This is a genomic window from Phycisphaeraceae bacterium (assembly GCA_019636675.1).
Classification (GTDB): Bacteria; Planctomycetota; Phycisphaerae; order Phycisphaerales; family UBA1924; genus JAHBXC01.
Genome location: JAHBXC010000001.1, coordinates 17,345 through 35,758 on the forward strand (window position 1 = coordinate 17,345; position 18,414 = coordinate 35,758).

Annotated in this window: 10 protein-coding genes and 1 tRNA gene; 3 read left to right on the forward strand and 8 right to left on the reverse strand. The window is 69.6% G+C overall.

Going from position 1 to position 18,414, the window contains the following annotated elements:
* Positions 1-48 precede the first annotated feature (48 nt).
* The 5 genes from KF684_00080 to KF684_00100 form a co-directional block, all read right to left on the reverse strand.
* Entirely contained in the window at positions 49-2,496 is a 2,448-nt protein-coding gene (locus tag KF684_00080; protein ID MBX3351308.1) for a heavy metal translocating P-type ATPase, read from the reverse strand.
* A gap of 42 nt (positions 2,497-2,538) precedes the next feature.
* Positions 2,539-3,405 (reverse strand): metal ABC transporter permease, encoded by an 867-nt coding sequence (locus KF684_00085; protein ID MBX3351309.1) that lies wholly within the window; start codon positions 3,403-3,405, stop codon positions 2,539-2,541.
* The gene (locus KF684_00090) at positions 3,402-4,196 is read right to left on the reverse strand and encodes a metal ABC transporter ATP-binding protein (GenBank protein MBX3351310.1); all 795 of its coding nucleotides are present in this window, start codon (positions 4,194-4,196) and stop codon (positions 3,402-3,404) included. Before KF684_00090 ends, KF684_00085 begins: the two co-directional genes overlap by 4 nt.
* Entirely contained in the window at positions 4,193-5,182 is a 990-nt protein-coding gene (locus tag KF684_00095) for a zinc ABC transporter substrate-binding protein (protein ID MBX3351311.1), read from the reverse strand. The genes KF684_00090 and KF684_00095 overlap by 4 nt, the downstream gene beginning before the upstream one ends.
* Positions 5,183-5,200: 18 nt before the next feature.
* Positions 5,201-5,285, reverse strand: a tRNA-Leu gene (locus tag KF684_00100).
* Positions 5,286-5,439: 154 nt separating this feature from the next.
* Between KF684_00100 and KF684_00105 the strand changes: the two genes are divergently transcribed.
* Positions 5,440-7,101, forward strand: coding sequence for an agmatine deiminase family protein (locus KF684_00105; protein ID MBX3351312.1), 1,662 nt, complete (start codon positions 5,440-5,442; stop codon positions 7,099-7,101).
* Positions 7,102-7,113: 12 nt separating this feature from the next.
* On the opposite strand, the gene KF684_00110 is transcribed toward KF684_00105, so the two are convergent.
* Positions 7,114-10,068, reverse strand: coding sequence for a hypothetical protein (locus KF684_00110; protein ID MBX3351313.1), 2,955 nt, complete (start codon positions 10,066-10,068; stop codon positions 7,114-7,116).
* 207 nt (positions 10,069-10,275) lie between these two features.
* On the opposite strand from KF684_00110, the gene KF684_00115 reads away from it, so the two are divergent.
* Positions 10,276-11,985: an oligopeptide:H+ symporter gene (locus KF684_00115; protein MBX3351314.1), complete on the forward strand. Its 1,710-nt coding sequence runs from the start codon at positions 10,276-10,278 to the stop codon at positions 11,983-11,985.
* An 80-nt stretch (positions 11,986-12,065) separates the two neighbouring features.
* Here KF684_00115 and KF684_00120 read toward each other — a convergent pair whose 3' ends face one another.
* Positions 12,066-14,375, reverse strand: coding sequence for a prolyl oligopeptidase family serine peptidase (locus tag KF684_00120; protein MBX3351315.1), 2,310 nt, complete (start codon positions 14,373-14,375; stop codon positions 12,066-12,068).
* 67 nt (positions 14,376-14,442) lie between these two features.
* Entirely contained in the window at positions 14,443-16,650 is a 2,208-nt protein-coding gene (locus KF684_00125; GenBank protein ID MBX3351316.1) for a S8 family serine peptidase, read from the reverse strand.
* Positions 16,651-16,990: 340 nt separating this feature from the next.
* Here KF684_00125 and tig point away from each other — a divergent pair, with 340 nt between their 5' ends.
* A complete protein-coding gene (gene tig / locus KF684_00130; GenBank protein ID MBX3351317.1) occupies positions 16,991-18,388 on the forward strand; it encodes a trigger factor in 1,398 nt (465 codons plus the stop codon).
* Positions 18,389-18,414: the final 26 nt, after the last annotated feature.

Consider the following 18,414-nt stretch of genomic DNA (forward strand, 5'->3'; position numbering starts at 1 on the left):
CCTCGGCGCGCTCGCCAAGGCCCGTCCCAAAGGACGGGCCTTCTTTTTTTACTGCGCCGAACCGCCGCGACGCCTCCACGCGAGCAGGCGCAGCGCGTTCAGCACGACCACCACGGTGCTGCCCTCGTGGAACAGCACCGCCCACCCGATGCTCGCGTACCCCGTCGCCGCCAGGGGCGCCAGCAGCACGATCACGCCCATCGCGATGAGCAGGTTCTGGAAGACGATCCTGCGCGCGAACTTCGCCAGCGCCACCGCCTGAGGGAACCGCTCGAGCCGGTCGTGGAGGAGCGCCACATCCGCCGTCTCCAGCGCCGCGTCCGATCCGGCCGCCCCCATCGCGACGCCCAGACTCGCGGCCGCAAGCGCGGGCGCGTCGTTCACGCCGTCGCCCACCATCGCGACGACGCGGCCCTCCTCGACCATCGCCCCGACGATCGTGAGTTTGTCTTCGGGCATCAGCGACGCACGCACCTCGTCCAGACCCACGCTCGCGCCGATCGCCCTGGCGGCGCCTTCGTTGTCGCCGGTGAGCATCATCTGCCGTTTGACGCCCAGCGAGCGCAGCGCCGCGACGCTCGACGCCGCATCCGGGCGAGGCGGGTCCGCCAGCGCGATCACGCCCAGCCATTCCTCACCCCGGCGCACGAGCACCGCCGTCGCGCCGTGCTCGCGCTCGAAACGATCGATCGCCTCGTGCGCTGCCGTGGGGATCGACGACGCGTCGTAGAGCTTGCGCGAGCCGACCTCGACGACCACCGGCCCGCCCTGCGCGTCGCGCAGGGTCCCTCGCAGCCCCTTGCCCTGCACCATCGAGGAATCCTCGGCGAGGGCGCCCGTCCAGCCCCGCGCCGTCGCGGCCTCCAGAATCGCTCGCGCCAGCGGGTGCGCGCTGCCCGCCTCGAGCGACGCGGCCACGAACAGCGCGTCGTCCTCGGTCGCGCCCCCGAGCGCGACCACGCCCACCATGCGCGGCCTGCCCTCCGTCAGCGTGCCCGTCTTGTCGAACGCCACCGTGTCGATTTTCGCCAGCGTCTCGAGGTGCGCGCCGCCCTTGATGAGCACACCCAGACGCGCCGCGCGCGCCAGCGCCGACAGCGTCGCCGCCGGCGTCCCGATCGCGAGCGCGCAGGGCGACGCCGCCGTCAGGAACGCCATCGACCGATAGAACCAGGTCTTGAACACCTCGGCCGTGAATCCCTCGACGAGCAGTGGCACGAAAAACAGCAGCGCGGTCGCGCCGAGCACGAAGGGGACATAGAACCGCTCGACCTTGGCGGTGAACAGTTCGGTCTGGCCCTTACGCGTCTGCGCCTCTTCGACGAGCCGGATCGCTTTCGCCAGTGTCGTCTCGTGGTGCGAGCGCGTGACGCGCACATCGATCGCGCCGTCGCCGTTGATCGTGCCCGCGAACACGTGCGAGCCCGCCGACTTCTCCACCGGCGTCGATTCCCCGGTGATCGCCGACTGGTCGATCGAGGTATAGCCCGAGAGCACCTCGCCGTCGGCGCCCACGCGGTCGCCCGGGCGCACGACGATCGTGTCCCCGACCTCGAGCGTCTCGGCCGCGACCTCGACGAGCGAGCCGTCGGGCGTCCGCTTCATCGCCGAGTCCGGGGCGAGCTCGTGCAGCGCCTCGATCGCCCGGCGCGCCTTGTCCATCGCCAGCGACTCGCCCGCGTGCCCGAACGAGAACAGCACCAGCAGCAGGGCGCCCTCTTCCCAGTGACCGATCGCGCCGGCGCCGATCGCCGCCACGAACATCAGCACATCGATGTTGAACCGAAACCGGATCAGCGTCAGCAGCGTGTCGCGCGCCGTGTGCCATCCGGCCAGGGGGTACGCCGCGATGACCAGGGGCAGCCACGCCCAGTCCGGCGCGTCGAACGCCCTGCGAAGCAGAAACCCCGTAAGCAGCAGCAGCGCGCCGGCGATCGCCCCGGCCAGCTCGGGCGAGTCGCGAAGCCCGCTCGCCCAGCGACGGATCCGGGTTGGGATCGCCGAGACGCGCGCGCGAGCCGCGCGACGCTTGGCCTCACGCTCCGTCACCGGAGACACGCGGAACCCGAGGTCGCTCAGACGCAGCGCCACGTCCGCCAGCTGGCACCTGGCGCGGTCAAACTCGATGCGCACCGTGCGCGACGGGAACGACGCCGAGGCGCGCACCCCCGGGATCGCCGCCAGCGCGCCCTCGATCGCCTGCTCGCTCTGCTTCGACGCCATCCCCTCGACCGCGAGCACCACGCTGCCCCAGCGCTCGCGAAGCCCGATGCCCGCGTGCTCCGCCCAGCGCGTGATCGCGTCGAACGACACCGACTGGGAGTCCAGATCGATCCGCAGGCGAGGGTTCTCGTCGCCGCCCACCACCTCCACGCCATGAACGCCCGGCGTGTGGCGCGCGTGACGCAGGAAGTGCTCGAGACGGCGCGCCCGCTCCACCGGATCGGCCGGCAGCAGCAGGGGGGTCTCGATGTGGTTCTCGGTCGTTGGGGGCATCTGATGAAGAGCGTACCCATCGGGCGACGGGCACGCCCCGGTTCACTCCCGGACCACGAAACCCCGTCCCGAGCGCACCAGCAGCGCCGCCGGCGTCGCGATCACCAGCAGGGCCACGATCGTCGACCCCATCGGCAGGTCCAGCGCGTGCGAGACGAACGACCCGATGCCCGCGACGACGCCCCCGGCGAGCGGCGCGAACACGAGCATCCCGGTCGTCGTGCGGCACGCGGCGCGACCGATCATCGCCGGCAGCACCAGCGCGCCGAGCGTAAACAACAGCCCCGCGACGCCCACGCTCAGCCCGACCGCCAGCCCCAGCGCCGTCGCATGGGCGACATTCCACGCACGCACGCGCAGCCCGCTCGCGACCGCCGTCGCCGGGTCGAGCAGCAGCAGCGCGATAGCGTCTCGCCGCGAGAGCAGCGCCCCGAAGACGACGAGCGCCGCGACGATCGCGATGCCCGCCTCGGCCCAGCCGGCGGTCGTGGCGCTCGAGAGCATGCGCTGCTGCGCGTCGCGCAGCGCGAAGGGCGAATTGATCAGCAGCAACGCCGTCAATGCCGACGCGGCGAGGAACACGAGCCCCGTCAGCGACTCGGGCGTCTGGCGCATCCACCCCTCGCGCCGGCTCATCAGCAGCGTCGCGCCGGTCGCGAAGAGCAGGGCCGCGACCGTCGTCGCCGCCGGGGAACTGAGCAGCCCCACCGAAACGCCGAAGAGCCCGGCGCTGAGCCCCATGACGAGGGCGACGCCAAAGGTCGCGCACTGCGCCGCCGCCGCGCCGAGAAAGACCTGGTCGCGCGCCATCATCGGCACGCCCAGCGCGCCCAGCAGCGTCGCGAGCCCGATCGACGCGAGGTAGGTCGGCGCGAAGGTCTGCCAGGAATCGAGAAACGAGGAGATCACGCGAACGCCCCCTCCGATTCGCGCGTCGCGTCCGAGCCCTCGCGCGTGTCGTCGACATCGAACGCCGCGCGCAGCGTCGCTTCCGAGAGCATCTCCGACGCGTCTCCTGTGCGCACGCGCCCGCGCTCGAAGATCGCGGCGTGCGTCGCGTGCGACCTCGCGATCTGCAGGTTGTGCGTCACGAGCACCACGGTGATCCGGTGCTTCTCGCGCAGTTGCTCGATGGTCTGCAGCAACCGTCGCTCGGATCGGATGTCCAGCCCGGTCGTCGGCTCGTCCATGATCAGCAGATACGGGTCGCGAACCAGCGCACGCGCGACCAGCGCGCGCTGGCGCTGGCCGCTCGACAGCGTCCACAGGTCCTTCCGCGCGAACGGGCGCATCTCGAGCATGTCCAGCGCGTGGTCCACCCGCTTCACGCGCAGCGTCGAAGCGTCGGGAAGCCCCACCGTGCCCAGCCCAACGAACTCGCGCACCGTCGTCGGCAGTTTGCGGTTGATCCCCGCCGCCTGCGGCACGAACCCGATCCGGCTCGCGGCGCCGAACTCCTTATGGCGACGCAGCACGCCCCCAGAAGGCGCGTGCGCCCCCAGCATGGCGTTCACCAGCGTCGTCTTGCCGGCGCCGTTGGGCCCCAGCAGCGCCCAGAACTCGCCCCGGCGGATATCGAGGTCCACGCCCTTCAGCACCGGCGTCGATCCGTACGACAGCGCCAGCGCACGCGCGAACAGCACGATCGGGGGCCCGGCGTCGGGCGCCGGCTCGGGTCGCGTCGTCGGAGCGTCGCTCACTCGCGCTCCCCGGGGCTCGCGCGCTCACCCAGCGCCGAGCGCATCGCGTCAAGATTGAAATCGAAGATGTCCAGGTACGACTCGACGCCCGGCGCTTCACCCGGCTCCTGCGCCAGTTTCACGAGCGGCAGCCCGGCGCGCTGCGCCAGCGACGCGGCCCCGGGCGACGACAGCCCCACGCCCGTCAGCACCACGCGCACACCCTCGGCCCGCGCACGCTCCACCAGGCGCTGCAGGTGCGCGACGCTTGGCTCCACCCCCGGCTCGGGCTCGACCGACGCGACGACCGTCACGCCGAAGCGGTTCGCGAACGCGTCCCACTGCTCGTCGTGATCGCCGAACGCCAGCAGGCCGCGAAGCGCCGCGCCGTCGCGCTCCCAGCGAGACGATCGCGCGTCGAGGGCTTCCTCGAACTCGGCGAGGCGCGCCCCGAACGCATCGGCGTGCGCCGGGCGCATCGCCGCGAGACGCTCGCGGATCGCGCGCGCCGCGAGGCGGCCGTTCTCCGGGTCCATCAGATAGTGGGGATTGCCCAGCGCGTGCACGTGCGCGCCCGGCTCGGGTTCGGGCCGCTCCGGCGCCGGCTCTTCCTTCGGGATGGAGTCGCTGATGTCCAGTCGCCCCTGCCTGCCCCGAGCCAGGCCCGGGTTGCGCGCCGCCCGTTCTACGCCCGGCAGCCAGCCCGCCTCGTTCCCACGACCAACCAGCACCAGCAGGTCGGCCCGTCGAAGCGATTCCGCCCAGCTCGGCCTGACCTGCGGCGTGTGGCGGTCCTCACCGACAGGCACGAGCGTCGTGATCTCGACCGCGTCGCCCCCGATGACCCGCACCAGGTCGGTCAGCTCGCCCACTGTCGCGACCACCACCAGCCCCTCGCCCTCGGGCCCCCCGGGCGACGCCGGGGTGCATCCCCGGGTCCCGATCCCGAACGCGACAAGGAGCAGGGCGAGAAGGGCCGTCCGGGCTGAGAGTCGGGTCTGTCGCATGGGCGGCCTCAGGGGAAATGCCGGAGGCGGGAATCGAACCCGCACGCCTTTAAGGGGCAACGGATTTTGAATCCGTCGCGTCTGCCAATTCCGCCACTCCGGCGAGTGTGCGTCGGAGGATAGCCGCGAAACCGCCTTCCCGGCCCCGGGACGCGGGTTGGACGCGGCGTCGTTTTTGTGAAGTTCCCTTGTGCCCGGGTCAACCCCGGGGTATGTTCGAGCGGTCGGGCGTTGCGCTCGCGATTCAGGAGATCGATATGAGTTATCGGGTTGTTGTCGGCGCGCCCAGGTCCAGGGGCATCCTCGCGCTTCTTTCACTCGTCGCGGCGTCCGGGCTCGCCGGCGCAGGCGCGCCCTCCGCGATCCACGCCGAGGGCGAGGCCCTTCCTCGCTTCATGACCAAGGCCGAGCGCGACTTTGTCCGCGACAACCCCATCGTCGCCCCTCGCGCCGTCACGCCCCCGTCCGACTACCCCGGGCTGCGAACCGTCGCCGAGTACGAGCCGATGGACGCGATCATCTTCTCGTGGCAGGGCAGCGCGTCCTGGCTCTCGATCATCGCCCAGATGTCCGGCCGGATCACCACCGTCGGCGACGCGAACGTCGTCGTCTACGCCGCGAGCGCCAGCGCCGCGTCCTCCGCCCAGTCGCAGATCGCCGCCCAGGGCGCCGACATGAGCCGCGTCGATATCCGGATCCGCTCGCTCAACTCGATCTGGATGCGCGACTACGGCCCGCGCTACGTCTACGAGGGCGACGTCCGCTCGATCGTCGACCACACCTACAACCGCCCCCGTCCTGCAGACAACCTCCTGCCCTCGTTCCACGGGCAGCAGTTCAACCACACCGTCTACGAGATGCCCCTCGTCCACGGCGGCGGGAACTACCACCTCGACGCGAACGGCGTCGGCTACGCCACCCGCCTCATCAACAACGAAAACCCCGGCCTCACCGAGCCCCAGATCATCGGCATCTGGCAGGACTACCAGAACCTCGGCACGCGCCTCTATCAGCCCTTCCCCACGAGCGTCGACGCGACCCAGCACATCGACATGTGGATCCAGGTCATCGCCGACAACAAGGTCATCATCAGCGACTGGCCCCTCCAGAGCGGCAGCACGCAGGACCTCATCTGCGACGCCGCCGCCGTCGATTTCGCCAACCGGGGCTTCACCGTCTACCGCACGCCAGCCGTCGCCACCGGCGGCACGCACTACACCTTCACCAACATGGTGATGTGCAACGACCTGGTTCTGCTGCCCTCCTACACCAACACCACCGTCGTCAACAACAATTTCAACCAGCAGGCCCTCGCCACGCTCCAGGCCGCCCTGCCCGACAAGACCATCGTGCAGATCCCCTGCCAGGCGATCGTCACCGCCGCCGGCGTCATGCACTGCATCGTCATGCACATGCCCCGCCACCTCGGGGGCGACAACCCCACGGCCCTCGTCCGCTTCCCCAACGGCGGCGAGCAGCTCACCCCGGGCGACTCCGTCGAGATCCGCTGGGACACCGACGACCGCCAGGGCGTCCTCAACGTCGATCTGCTCCTCTCGACCGACGGAGGCGCCACCTTCCCGACCGTGATCGCCAGCGCGCTGCCCGACACCGGCTCTTACATGTGGGCCGTCCCCAACACCGGCACGACCAACGCGCTCGTGCGCGTCCGCCCGCGCAACCTGCTCAACAACACCGGCCACGACGACAGCGACGCGGTCTTCGCCATCCTCGGGGGCTGCCCCGGCGACACCAACGGCGACAACCTCGTCAACTTCGCCGACCTGAACGCCGTCCTGTCCGAGTTCGGCCAGACCGGCGCGCCCGGCTTCTCCCCGTCCGATCTCAACAACGACGGCGCCGTCAACTTCGCCGACCTCAACGCCGTGCTCAGCGCGTTCGGCTCCGACTGCAACTGATCGAGCGAACCCTCACGGCCTGATCGGGTGCGAGGCGCCCGCCCCGGGCCCGTAGACAATCGCGTTGTGCAGCAGGCGCGCCGTGCCCAGCGTCGCCCCTCGGAACGCCGGGGGAGACGCGAAGCAGATCACCTGCCCGCTGCCCACGCGATCGCGCGTGAGGTACGCGCTGTTCATCAGCGAGTGCGCCGCCTCGGGCCACAGCAGCCCGCTCATTCGCAGACGGGGCTCGTAACCCTCGGGCGCCGGCGCGAAGCCGAACCGCGCGAGCTTTGGCTCCTCCTGCTTCTTCCCTTCCTCTTCGGCCCCGGGCTTGGCCGTCGCGGGAGCCGCCTCGCTCGTCGCGGCCTTCTCGATGTACACGCCCAGACGCACCGGCGCTTCCGTCGGGCGCTTCGCGAGCAGGGGGGACTCGCCTCCCACCAGCACCGGCAGCGTCCCCTCGACGCCGACCGTCAGCCAGTGGCGATCGTCGGTCCTCGCCGCGACGATCGCGCCCTGCGGCGCGAACAGCGCGTTCCACTCGGCGCGCCGCTTCAGTTCGTCGGTCGAGGGCAGCGCCTCGACTTTCTCCCAGGGCGCCCTGACCGCCGGCGCAAGCGTGTGGCTGTAGACATCCTCCGCCGTCGCTTGCGCGAGCAGCCCCTCGTGCTCGCGAACGATGTCGAGCGCGTACTCGTCCAGCTTCTCGATCGCGTCGCCCAGCGTTCGCGCCGAGGAGAGGTTCAGCCCGGCGCTCGACGCCGCGGCGGCGCTGTTGCCGATCGCGATGAGCGTCCCGCCCGCCTCGACCCACGCGCGAAGCGTCTCGGCGTTCGCGCGCAGCACACGCCCCGACCCGTTCGGGAAGACGAGCGTGTTGTACCGGCGAAGGTCGGCCGACGAGAGCGTGTCGGCGTCGAGGTACGCGGCACGCATCCCCAGCCGGTGATCGATCGTGTGCCAGACCGCGCCGTAGTCCGTCGGGTCGGTGTTCGCGCGCCCCACGAGCGCGACGCGCGGGCGCTCGAGCAGCAGCAGGTGCCCGCCCCCGAGATCCGGCGCATCGCCCACGCCGCGACCCGTGTCGAGCGAGACCGCGGCGACGCCGAGCACGCGCGCGACCTCGTCGAGCGAGTCGACCAGCCCGGTGTTGGCGCGGTTGTCGGCCCAGAGGACGAAGATCGTCCCCCGGGCGAGCGGGCGTCCGTCGAGGTCGGTGGCCTTGTCGAGCAGGCGCACGCGCACGCCGCGCTCCATGAGCTGCGCCGCCGCGACGACCGAGCGGTCGTCCGCGCCGTCGATCGCCCAGCCGACCCGCGACTCGCGCACGTCCACGCCCCCTCGCACCGGCTCGAGCCGCACGCGCTCCGCCCCAGCCGGCAGCGATCCCGTGAGCTCGAACGCCTCCATCCCGTAGAGCATGGGGATGTTCCACGCCGTCGTGTCGTAGAGGCGTGACTCGCCCTTGCGCAGCAGCTCGCGACGCTCCTCGGTCAGGAACTCGCCGGGCATCGGCGTATCGAGCTCGAGCAGCGCCGACGCGAGCGGGGCGTCCGGCTGCGCCGCGGCGATCAGCAGCGTGCCCTCGGGGAACGCACGCCCGTCGAACGCGCGCCCCACCGCGTCCTTCCCGGTCGCGCTGAACCCGCGCGTCGCCTCGTGCACCTCGACGCCCTGCAGCTCCATCAGGTCGAGGAACGCGCGACGGCGTCCCTCGTCGCTCCCCGGGTTGATCGCGTAGAGCGTGTTCCCGAACGCTCCGTCGCGCGCGATGTTCGCCGCACGCTCCGCCACGAACTCGCGCAGCAGGTCCGCCTTGTGTGTCCTGAGCGAGCGCAGGTTCGCGATGCTGCTCACATACTGCTTGTGCACCGATTCCTTGTAGGTCTCGGTCGCGCCCTCGGGGCGCAGCACGCCGGTGTCGGCGATGCGCGCCTGCTCGTACAGGATGCCCACCGCGCCCTTGAGCGCCGCCCACGCGTCGGTGTACCCGGGGTACCACCCCTCGTTCCACTCACCCGTGTAATAGCGCCACCCGAAGCCATCGAACGCATCCGCCTGGTCGGCGGCGAACTTCTCGTTCCAGTGACCGCGCCGCGCCGGGAAGTGGGGGTTCTGCGGCGCTCTCCCCGGCGCGAACAGGAAGGTGTCGAGCGGCCACATCTCGTGCGCGTCGACGAACAGCAGGGGGCGCCACTCGCTCACGGCGCGCAGGCGCCCGCGCGTCTCGGGGTGCACCCCGAAGATCGAGTCGCGGTTGAGATCGAACAGGTAATGGTTCCCGCGCCCGCGAGGCCAGTACCCCGTGTGCAGCAGCGACTGGTTGTCGGTGTCCGGTGCGTTGCCCCGGTGCTGCTGGATCATCTTCAGGAAACGCTCGCGCCCGTCGGGGTTCATCATCGGGTCGATGATGATCACGAGGTCGTCGAGCATCGAACGAGTCTCGTCGGACTGATCCGCGACGAGGTGGTACGCCAGCGCGAGCGCCGCGTCGGCGCCCGAGGTCTCGTCGCCGTGGATCGAGTAGCCCATCCACGCGACGCCCGGCAGGTCGCGCATCGCGCGGTCGATGTCGGCGCGCGAGACGCCACGCTGGTCCGAGAGTTTCGCGTACGCCGCCTTGATGTCGCCCAGGCGTGCCTGCCTGTCCGGGCGCGTCACGATCAAATGGAAGAGCGGGCGCCCCTCGTACGAGCGCGCGTGCTCGACGAGCGTCGCGCGGTCGCTGGTGTCGGCCCACGCGCGGAAGCACTTCTCGATCTCCGCCGGGGTGGCGGCGCGATCACCCGCGTCGATGCCGATCAGCTGACGAACCGTCGGGACCGACGCGTCGTGCCGGGCCCCGGGGAAGAAGGGCTTGTCGTAGCGCAACTCGGGCGCAGGCGAGGGCGGCGTGGGCGTGGGGGCCTCCACGACCGGCTGCGCGAGCGAGAGGGGGCAGGCGAGCGAAGCGAGCAGCGCAACGGCGCGAAGGGGCAGCGGCATGACGGTCTCCTGAACGGCGCACGAACGGACGAGTCCGGAGAGTGTCCCGCCGTCAACGCTGGGGGGCAAGCGAGCGTACGACGCCGAATCGCCCGAAACGGGGCGTCTCGCCGAAAGGCCCCCAGCCCGGTACGCTCATCTCTGGCTCCGGGTCTGGGCGCGCGCGCCAGACCCCCACGCGAACGAGGAACAGGTGCAATAAGCCACATGAGCGAGCGTCCACCAGAGGGCCAGGGCCCCTTCGAACCCAAGTCCGCGCCCCTCCCGGGCGACATGCAGCACATCCGCCCGACGATGGAGACGCTCAAAGGCGGCCCCGGCGCCCCGATCAAGGAACGCCAGCCCGCCGGGCTCTTCCTTCTCTTCGTCGTCGAAATGTGGGAGCGATTCTCCTACTACGGCATGCGCGCACTCCTGGTCCTCTTCATGACCTCTCAGGTCATGAAGGGCGAAGACGGAGTGCTGGGCGAGGGCCTGGGCTGGTCGCGGGAGAACGCCGGCGTTCTCGTCGCGTGGTACACCTCGATGGTCTACCTCACAGGCATCTTCGGCGGGTACCTCGCTGACAAACTCATCGGGACGCACCGCTCGATGCTTACGGGCGGAACCATCATCGCGATAGGGCATATCGTGCTCTCGGGCATGGGGTTCACCGAGCCCGGCTCGCCCGCCACCGTCGCGATTTTCATCACCGGCTTGGCGCTCATCGTCATCGGCACGGGCTTCTTCAAGCCATGCGTCAGCGTGATGGTGGGGCAGCTGTACCGCCAGGGCGACAGCCGCCGCGACGCTGGATTCACGATCTTCTACATGGGCATCAATGTCGGCGCGCTCCTCGGAGCGCTCGCCTGCGGCTACCTGGGCGAGAAGGTGGGGTGGCACTGGGGATTCGGCGCCGCCGCCGTCGGCATGATCGCCGGCATGGTCGTGTATGTCATCTGGAGGCCGCGATTGCTCAGCGGCATCGGCCTGCCTCCGGCCAAACACGAGCGCCCGCCCGCGAGCAAGACCCTCACGCGCCTCGCCTTGATGATCGGCGCCACGGCGCTCCTCATCGGCATCGCGCAGATGCTGAGCAGCCCCGGCAAGTTCGTCTTCGGCGTGAAGCTCCCCATGTTCCCAGACTGGGCGGCGCCGGCCTACGGCATCACCATCGTCGTCGGCGCGATTCTCGGAATTATCCTCTTCATCCTGTCGCAGAAGCCCGGCGAGAAGGGCCCCGTCGCCGCAATCTTCATCATCTCGACCTTCGTCATCTGCTTCTGGCTCGCGTTCGAGCAGGCCGCGACCTCGCTCAACCTCTTCGCGCTCCACCGCACCGACCGCGTGCTGCCCGGGATGGAGAACCAGTTCCCGGCGTCCTGGTACCAGTCGGTCAACTCCGCCTTCATCCTCATCTTTGCGCCCGTTCTCGCCATCCTCTGGGCGTGGATGGGACGCCGTCGCATCGAACCAAGCACACCCGTCAAGATGGGCTTGGGCCTCATCCTCCTCGGGTTGGGCTTCGTCGTGATGGTCTTCGTCGCACAGAAGACCGACGGCGGTCGCTTCCTCGCCGAGGGCGCCAACCTCATCCGCAAGGTCGGGCCCTACTGGCTCATACTCGTCTACTTCCTGCACACCATCGGCGAACTGTTCCTCTCGCCCATCGGTCTCTCGCTCGTCACCAAACTGGCGCCGGTCAAGTGGATGTCCCTCCTGATGGGCGTGTGGTTCCTCTCGCCCGCAATCGCGCAGTTCATCGGAGGCATGACCTTCAGCAAGATCGAGAAGATCGAGAAAGGCGAGCTCTTCAACCCCATCATCGGGGGCCAGGCCGACTTCTACCTCATCTTCGTCATCACCTCCCTCGGCGCGGGCGTCATCATGCTCGGGATCAGCCCCGTGCTCAAGAAGCTCATGCACGGACGCGCCTGATCCGCCCTACATCTCCCAAATGAACAGCGGCGGGCCTCCCTCGAGGCCCGCCGCTTTCGTTGTGTCAGCAACGCGCGAAGTTATTCGGGAGAAACCGGACCACCAAGGTGCTGCTGGAAGTACGCCAGCACCCTAGCCCACATCGGCTCGACGAAGTCGGGCCTGGTCACCATGTGCGTCTGGTTCGACAGCGGGATGAAGTCGAACTGCTTGCCCGCCTTGAAGAGCGAGTCCGCCATCTTCAGCGCGTGCACGAAGTACACATTGTCATCAGCCGTGCCGTGGATGATCAGCAGCGGGCGCACCAGCCGGTCCGCGTAGGTGAGCACGTTGCTCACGCGATACGCCTCAGGGTTGTCCTGAGGCAGACCCGCGTAGCGCTCGGTGTAGTGCGTGTCGTAGTCGATCCAGTCGGCGACCGGCGCGCCGGCGACGCCGACATGGAACACATCGGGGCGCTGCATGACAGCCATCGCGGCGAAGTACCCGCCGTACGACCAGCCGTAGACGCCCACCCGCGACAGATCCATCTCGCGAAAGCGGTCGCCCAGCGTGCGCAGCCCGGCGACCTGGTCCTCGAGGGGCTTGGAGATGAAGTCGAACTTCAGCGCGTGCTGCCACGCGTTCCCGCGCCGCGGCGTGCCGCGCCCGTCCATCGCCACGACGATGAAGCCGTGATCCGCGACCCACTGCTGGAAGATGTACCGGTCGCGCACGCGCTCGACCATGACCGAGGTAGGCCCGGCGTAGACATTCACGATGACCGGGTACCGCTTCGTCGCGTCGAAATCGCGCGGGCGGATGACCACGGCGTCGATGTCGCGCCGGGGGCCGGTGCGCACGAACTCGAGCGAGGGGCGGAACCCGGGGTCCTCGGCCTTGCTCTGGAGCTGGGCGAAGGGCGACGCGAACGGCGCCGCCGCGTTGGCCTGGCGCAGGTCGATCATCTCCCATCGCTCGTTGCCCACGAGGGGGCGCGAGTGCAGAACCGCGGTCGAGCCGTCGTGCGCCACGCTGAGCGAATGCACCCCCGGCTCGCTGGTCAGACGCACGGGCGAACCATCCTCTGCCGACAGCGGGACGCGCACGACGTGCTGCTGCGTGGGGTCGTCGGAGTGGTGGATATAGACGGCGCCGCGACGGTCGAACGCCTTCTCGTCGACGTGCGCGACGGACCGGTACCCCGGCGTCGCGTCGGTCAGCGCGCGCACGAGCCGGCCCGACCGGTCGCGCAGCTCGAGCTGCTCCGAGCCGTTGCGCTTCGTGGTCCAGAGGAACGCCTGTCCTTCGTTGATCCAGCGCGGCATCTGGGCGTCGATGTCGACCCACGCGTCGTCGCGTTCGGTCACCAGTTCGGTCAACGCGCCGGTGCGCTCGTTGACGGCGTAGAGCTTCTGCTCGGTCTGCAGGCGGTTCTGCACGAGGATCGTGAGCGGAGCGCCCTTGCTCCACACGACCCGCGCGAGATAGGGGTACGCGTCGCGGTCCCAGCGCAGTTCGGCCACCGGCCCGAGCGGGCGCCCCTGATCGAGCTTCTGCGCGAACAGGCGCACCTCGGCGTTCTTCGTGCCGGCGCGAGGGTAGGGCCAGGTCGTCGCCGGCTTGGCCGGGTCGGCAGGGTCGGCGATCGTGAAGATCTCCAGCCCTTCCACGTCCGTGCGCTGGTACACGATCGACGAGTTGTCCGGCGCGATCCAGAAGCCCTCGCGACGGCGCATCTCTTCCTGTGCGACGAACTCGGCGGCGCCGAAGGACACCGTCGCAGGTTCGCGTCGGCGATCCGTGATGCGGTGCTGCACGCCGCTGGGAACATCGATGACATACAGGTCGCCGTCGCGCACCACGCCCACGAGCGACGCGTCGCGCGACAACGCCGGCGCGATCGCCGCGCCGCCCTCGCCGGGGAGTTCGGTCGCGCGCGAGGACGCGCGATCGACCAGGAACAGACGCCCGGACAGCGGAACGAGCAGCGTCTCGCCGTCGCGGCTGACGGAGAAGTCGGCGATGCCGCGCGCCGCGAGGCGCATTCGCTCGCGCCTCGCGAGCTCCTCGGCGGTCAGGCGCTCCTCGGTCCCTCCCAGCAGCTGCTGCGCAGTCAGGAACACGCGCTCACGCCCCGTCGAGTCGACGAAGTACATGTCGCGCACGAACGAGCGCGGGCCCGAGCGCATGAACAGCGCGCCCTGACCGTCGGGCAGCAGCGAGACGCCGGCGGGCTTGCCCAGCGCGAAGCGCCCGGTCTCGGCGAAGGCGCGAAGGAACCCGGGCTGGGGGATCTCGGCGCGGGCCTCTCGCACCTGGGCGTGCGAGACCGGGCTCAGCGAGGCGAGCATGCCGGCGCAGAGCGGGAGCGAGGCGAGAAACGACAGGGTGAATCGTTGGGTGCGCATGAAAAAAATCTCCGTCGGCAGGGGGCCGACGGAGACTGTATCGGATCGGTCAGCTCTCAGCAGGCGATCAGTTGCACTGGTTGCCGAAGTTGGTCAGCACGATGTTGAGGTCGGCGAAGTTGACCACCCCGTTGCCGTCCAGGTCGGCCTTGGGGTCGTCGGTGCCGAACGCGCCGAGGATGGCGTTGAGGTCGGAGAAGTTGACCACGCCGTCGCCGTTGGTGTCGCCGTCGCAGCTGGTTTCGAGGAAATCAGCCACGGCGCCGGTCGCGACGACCGCGAAGCCCTGATTCCCGACATTGACGCTGGGCGCCGCGATCGTGACGGTCCAGACGCCCGCCTCGGGCGAGCCGACAATGACCTGCTCGACCGAGTTCACGCTGTCGGCGGTGGCGGAGTTCGCGATGGACTGGCCGACGCCCGCGTTGATCGCGTTCCCGCGATACACAGTGCCCGAGGGCGAGGTGACCACGAGGTCGATGTTGTTGATGGGAGCGAAGCCCGCCAGCGGGGCGGCCGGGGGGTCGGTGAAGGCCATGGTGACCTTCAGCGGCTGCGACGAGGAAAGGACCTCGACGCCGAACTCGTAGCTGCCGCCGGTGGACAGCGCTTCGTCGGAGACGTTGCGCACGTCGCGGACGACGATGGAGCGTGCGTCCCCGGGGAAGTGCAGCGCGTCGTCGGCCGACAGACGGCCCCAGCCCTCGAGGTTGCTCGGGTAGCCCGAGATCGAGGTCATGTCGCGCGTGGCGTTGAGCAGGACGGCGCGCATCAGGGCGCCGGTGGGGACGAGCGAGGGGTTGTCGCCGGGCACGCCGGTGGGGTAGTAGCCGTCAACGAAGTACTGGCGGACAAGCGCCGCGGCGCCCGCGACGGCGGGGCACGCCATCGAGGTGCCGGTGAGCGTGCGTGTGCCGCAGGTCGTGCTGCTGCTGGACGAGACCGTGCTGCAGCCGGGGGCGTAGATCTCGGGCTTGCGCCGCCCGTCGGCAGTGGGGCCGACGCCTCCCGAGCAGTGCGAGTTGACGCTGGGCCAGTCCTGACTGGCGCCGACGGCGAGCACGCTCTTGGCGTTCTCGGGGGTGTAGAGGGTGGAGCGGTTCGTGATGGCGAAGAGGACGATGGAGTCCTCGAAGTTGTACGAGAACTCGTCGATGGCGCGGGTCCAGGCGTTGTAGTCGGTGCGGAAGTCCGCGCCCCAGCTGTTGGTGTGGACACGAGCGCCGTCGTTGTAGTGGCTCGAGAGCTGGTTGTAGAACTGGACGCCGTTGAGATTCCCGGGGATGCGCTCGAACACGAGCTTCGCGTCGTAGGCGACGCCGGTGAGGTCGTTGCTGGAGCCGTTGGGCGCCTTGCCGGCGACCGTGCCGCCGACGTGCGTGCCGTGCGAATCGGAGCCGAAGGAGCCGTAGTACTTCAGGATCTTGCGGTGCCCCGGGCCGACGGGCATGGTGTCGGCGAAGGAGCAGTGATTCACGTTGATCGCGCCGTCGATGACCGCGACCACCTGGCCCTCGCCGGTGATCCCGTTGTCGTAGAGCGGGGTGAGGCCCGTCTGGCCGGCCTGGACGATCTCTCGCGAGGTGGCGTTACGAAGCTCGGCCTCGAGCCCCATCTCGATGAACTGCACGCCGTCGATGCCGGCGATCGGGCGGAGCGCCGACGCCGGCACGGTCGCCGTCACCAGCAGCTCCTGCGTCCCGTTCATGCCCGACGCGTGCACGGTCACGCCGGGCACGGTGTTGAGGGCCTGCTTCGCGACGAGCTCGACCTCATCGGCGAAGAACGAGATATTCACGACGATCAGCTCGGCCGCAGCGTCCTGCGCGTTGGCCAGGATGTCGCTGAGCACCGGGTCGATCTTCCAGTCGTTCTGGAAGCCCGTCGCCCAGCGGACGAAGGGCAGGCCGGCGGCGGCGTTGGCCTGCGCGTTGTTCGCGGCGGTCACGATGAACGCGTTCACCGGGAGGTAGCTGAGGACGCGCACGCCGGTCGCGTCGAGCTGCGCGCGCCGGGCGGGGGTCATCGGCCCGTCGAGCTGGACGACCAGTCGCTGACCGGGGCGGAGTTCGAGGTCCGGGAGCATGGCGCCGCCGTCGGCCTCGAGACCGACCGCGCCGCGCGAGGTGTCGACGATCCCGGTCCGGAGGACGAGGCGGTCGGTCGCGGGGGCCGCGAGGGCGGTCATCGACGCCGCGCAGCACATGCCGGCGGCGAGGATGAGAGAAATGGCTCGGTTCGACCGCGCTGCACGGTCGTTGTTGCTTCGATTCACGCTGAGGGCCTCCGCTGAGTAAGCCGTTGTCCGATCACTGACGGGTCGCGACCCGGGGACTTTCATGGTTCCGTACGCAGATACTGCCACAAACCGGCCCGGGACGCGAGGGGTTTTTCGGGGTCCTGTGAGGTTTTCGTATGACTTTTTCGTCTGTGAGGGCGGCCTGTTTGTATGATGTTTGGATAAATGGCGGGCTCGACTGTCCGAACGGGGGAGGTATGCTGTCGGTCACGCGCGGAGACCGTCCCGCGCCTGACTGTTCGTTTGCCCCCGGTTCATCCCTGCGCCCGGGCCGCGTCGCGGCCCAGACGCCGTTCTTTTTGGAACCCTCTGACCGATGAGCACCATGCAGACCTCTCCCGCCGACGCGGCCTCCTTCGACCCGATCGTGACCGTGTCCGACGCCGGCCCTTGCCGCAAGAAGCTCCACATCGAGGCGCCCGCCGAGGCGGTGCGCGCCGCGCTGGGCTCGACCTTCGACACGCTCATGGGCGCCGCGGTTATCAAGGGCTTCCGACAGGGCAAGGCCCCGCGCGCGCTCGTCGAGCGCATGTACGGCAAGGCCGCTCGCGACGAGGCGCGCAACCGCATCGTCTCGGCCGCGTACAGCAAGGCCATCGAGAAGCACAAGCTCCGCGTGCTGGGCGAGCCCGACGGCGGCGACGAGCTGAAAGACGCCGACCTCTCCGGCGACAAGCCCCTCAAGTTCACCGTCGAGGTCGAGGTCGCCCCCGAGTTCACGCTCCCCGCCCTCGACGCGATCGGCGTCAAGAAGCCCATGTACGAAGTCACCGACGAGCTCGTCGCTGAGCAGGTCGAGCGCTTCCAGGTCAACGAGGGCGACCTGCAGGAGCGCGACGTCGCGCAGCGCGGCGATTACTGCATGGGCCACGGCACGATCGTCGTCAAGGGCCAGGACAAGCCCGCGCTCGACATCAACGGCGCGGTCATCCAGATCCCCAAGGAAGGCGTCGACAAGGGCCAGATCCTGGGCGTGCTCGTCGAGGACTTCGCCAAGCAGGTCGGGCTGCCCAAGAAGGGCGACACCGTGACCGTCAAGGCCAAGGGGCCCGAGGGCCACGAGACAGAGTCCGTCCGCGGCAAGGACCTGACCATCACCTTCGAGATCGCCAACGTCTATCGCATCGAGCCCCTGCCCATCGACACGCTCTGCGAGCGCTTCGGCTTCGAGAACGAGGCGGGCCTTCGCGACGCGATGCGCAGCCGCCTCCAGCAGCGCGTCCTCATCCAGCAGCAGTCGGCGATGCGCCAGCAGATCGCGGACTACCTGCTCAAGAACACCGAGATGGAGCTGCCCCAGAAGCTCAGCGCCCAGCAGGCAGAGCGCCGCCTCCAGCGCGCCCGCCTCGAGCTGATGTACCGCGGGCTCGACCCGATCGCGGTCGAGGACCGCGTCGCCGAGTTGCGCTCGCAGTCGCACGAGCTCTCGAGCCGCGAGCTGAAGCTGTTCTTCATCCTCGACAAGGTCGCGACCGACTTCAACGTCGGCGTCACCGAGGGCGAGGTCAACGGGCGCATCGCGCAGATGGCCTACGAGCGCAACGAGCGCCCCGAGAAGCTGCGCAACGACCTCATCGAGAACCGCCAGATCGGCTTCGTCGTCCAGCAGGTGCGCGAGCACAAGGCCATGGACCAGCTGCTGAGCAAGGCGAAGGTCGACGAGGTCGCCGCCGACAAGTTCGACGCCGAGATGAAGAAGTCCGCCGGCGCGTGATCGGCGGCACAGCCCGTGCTCTCTCT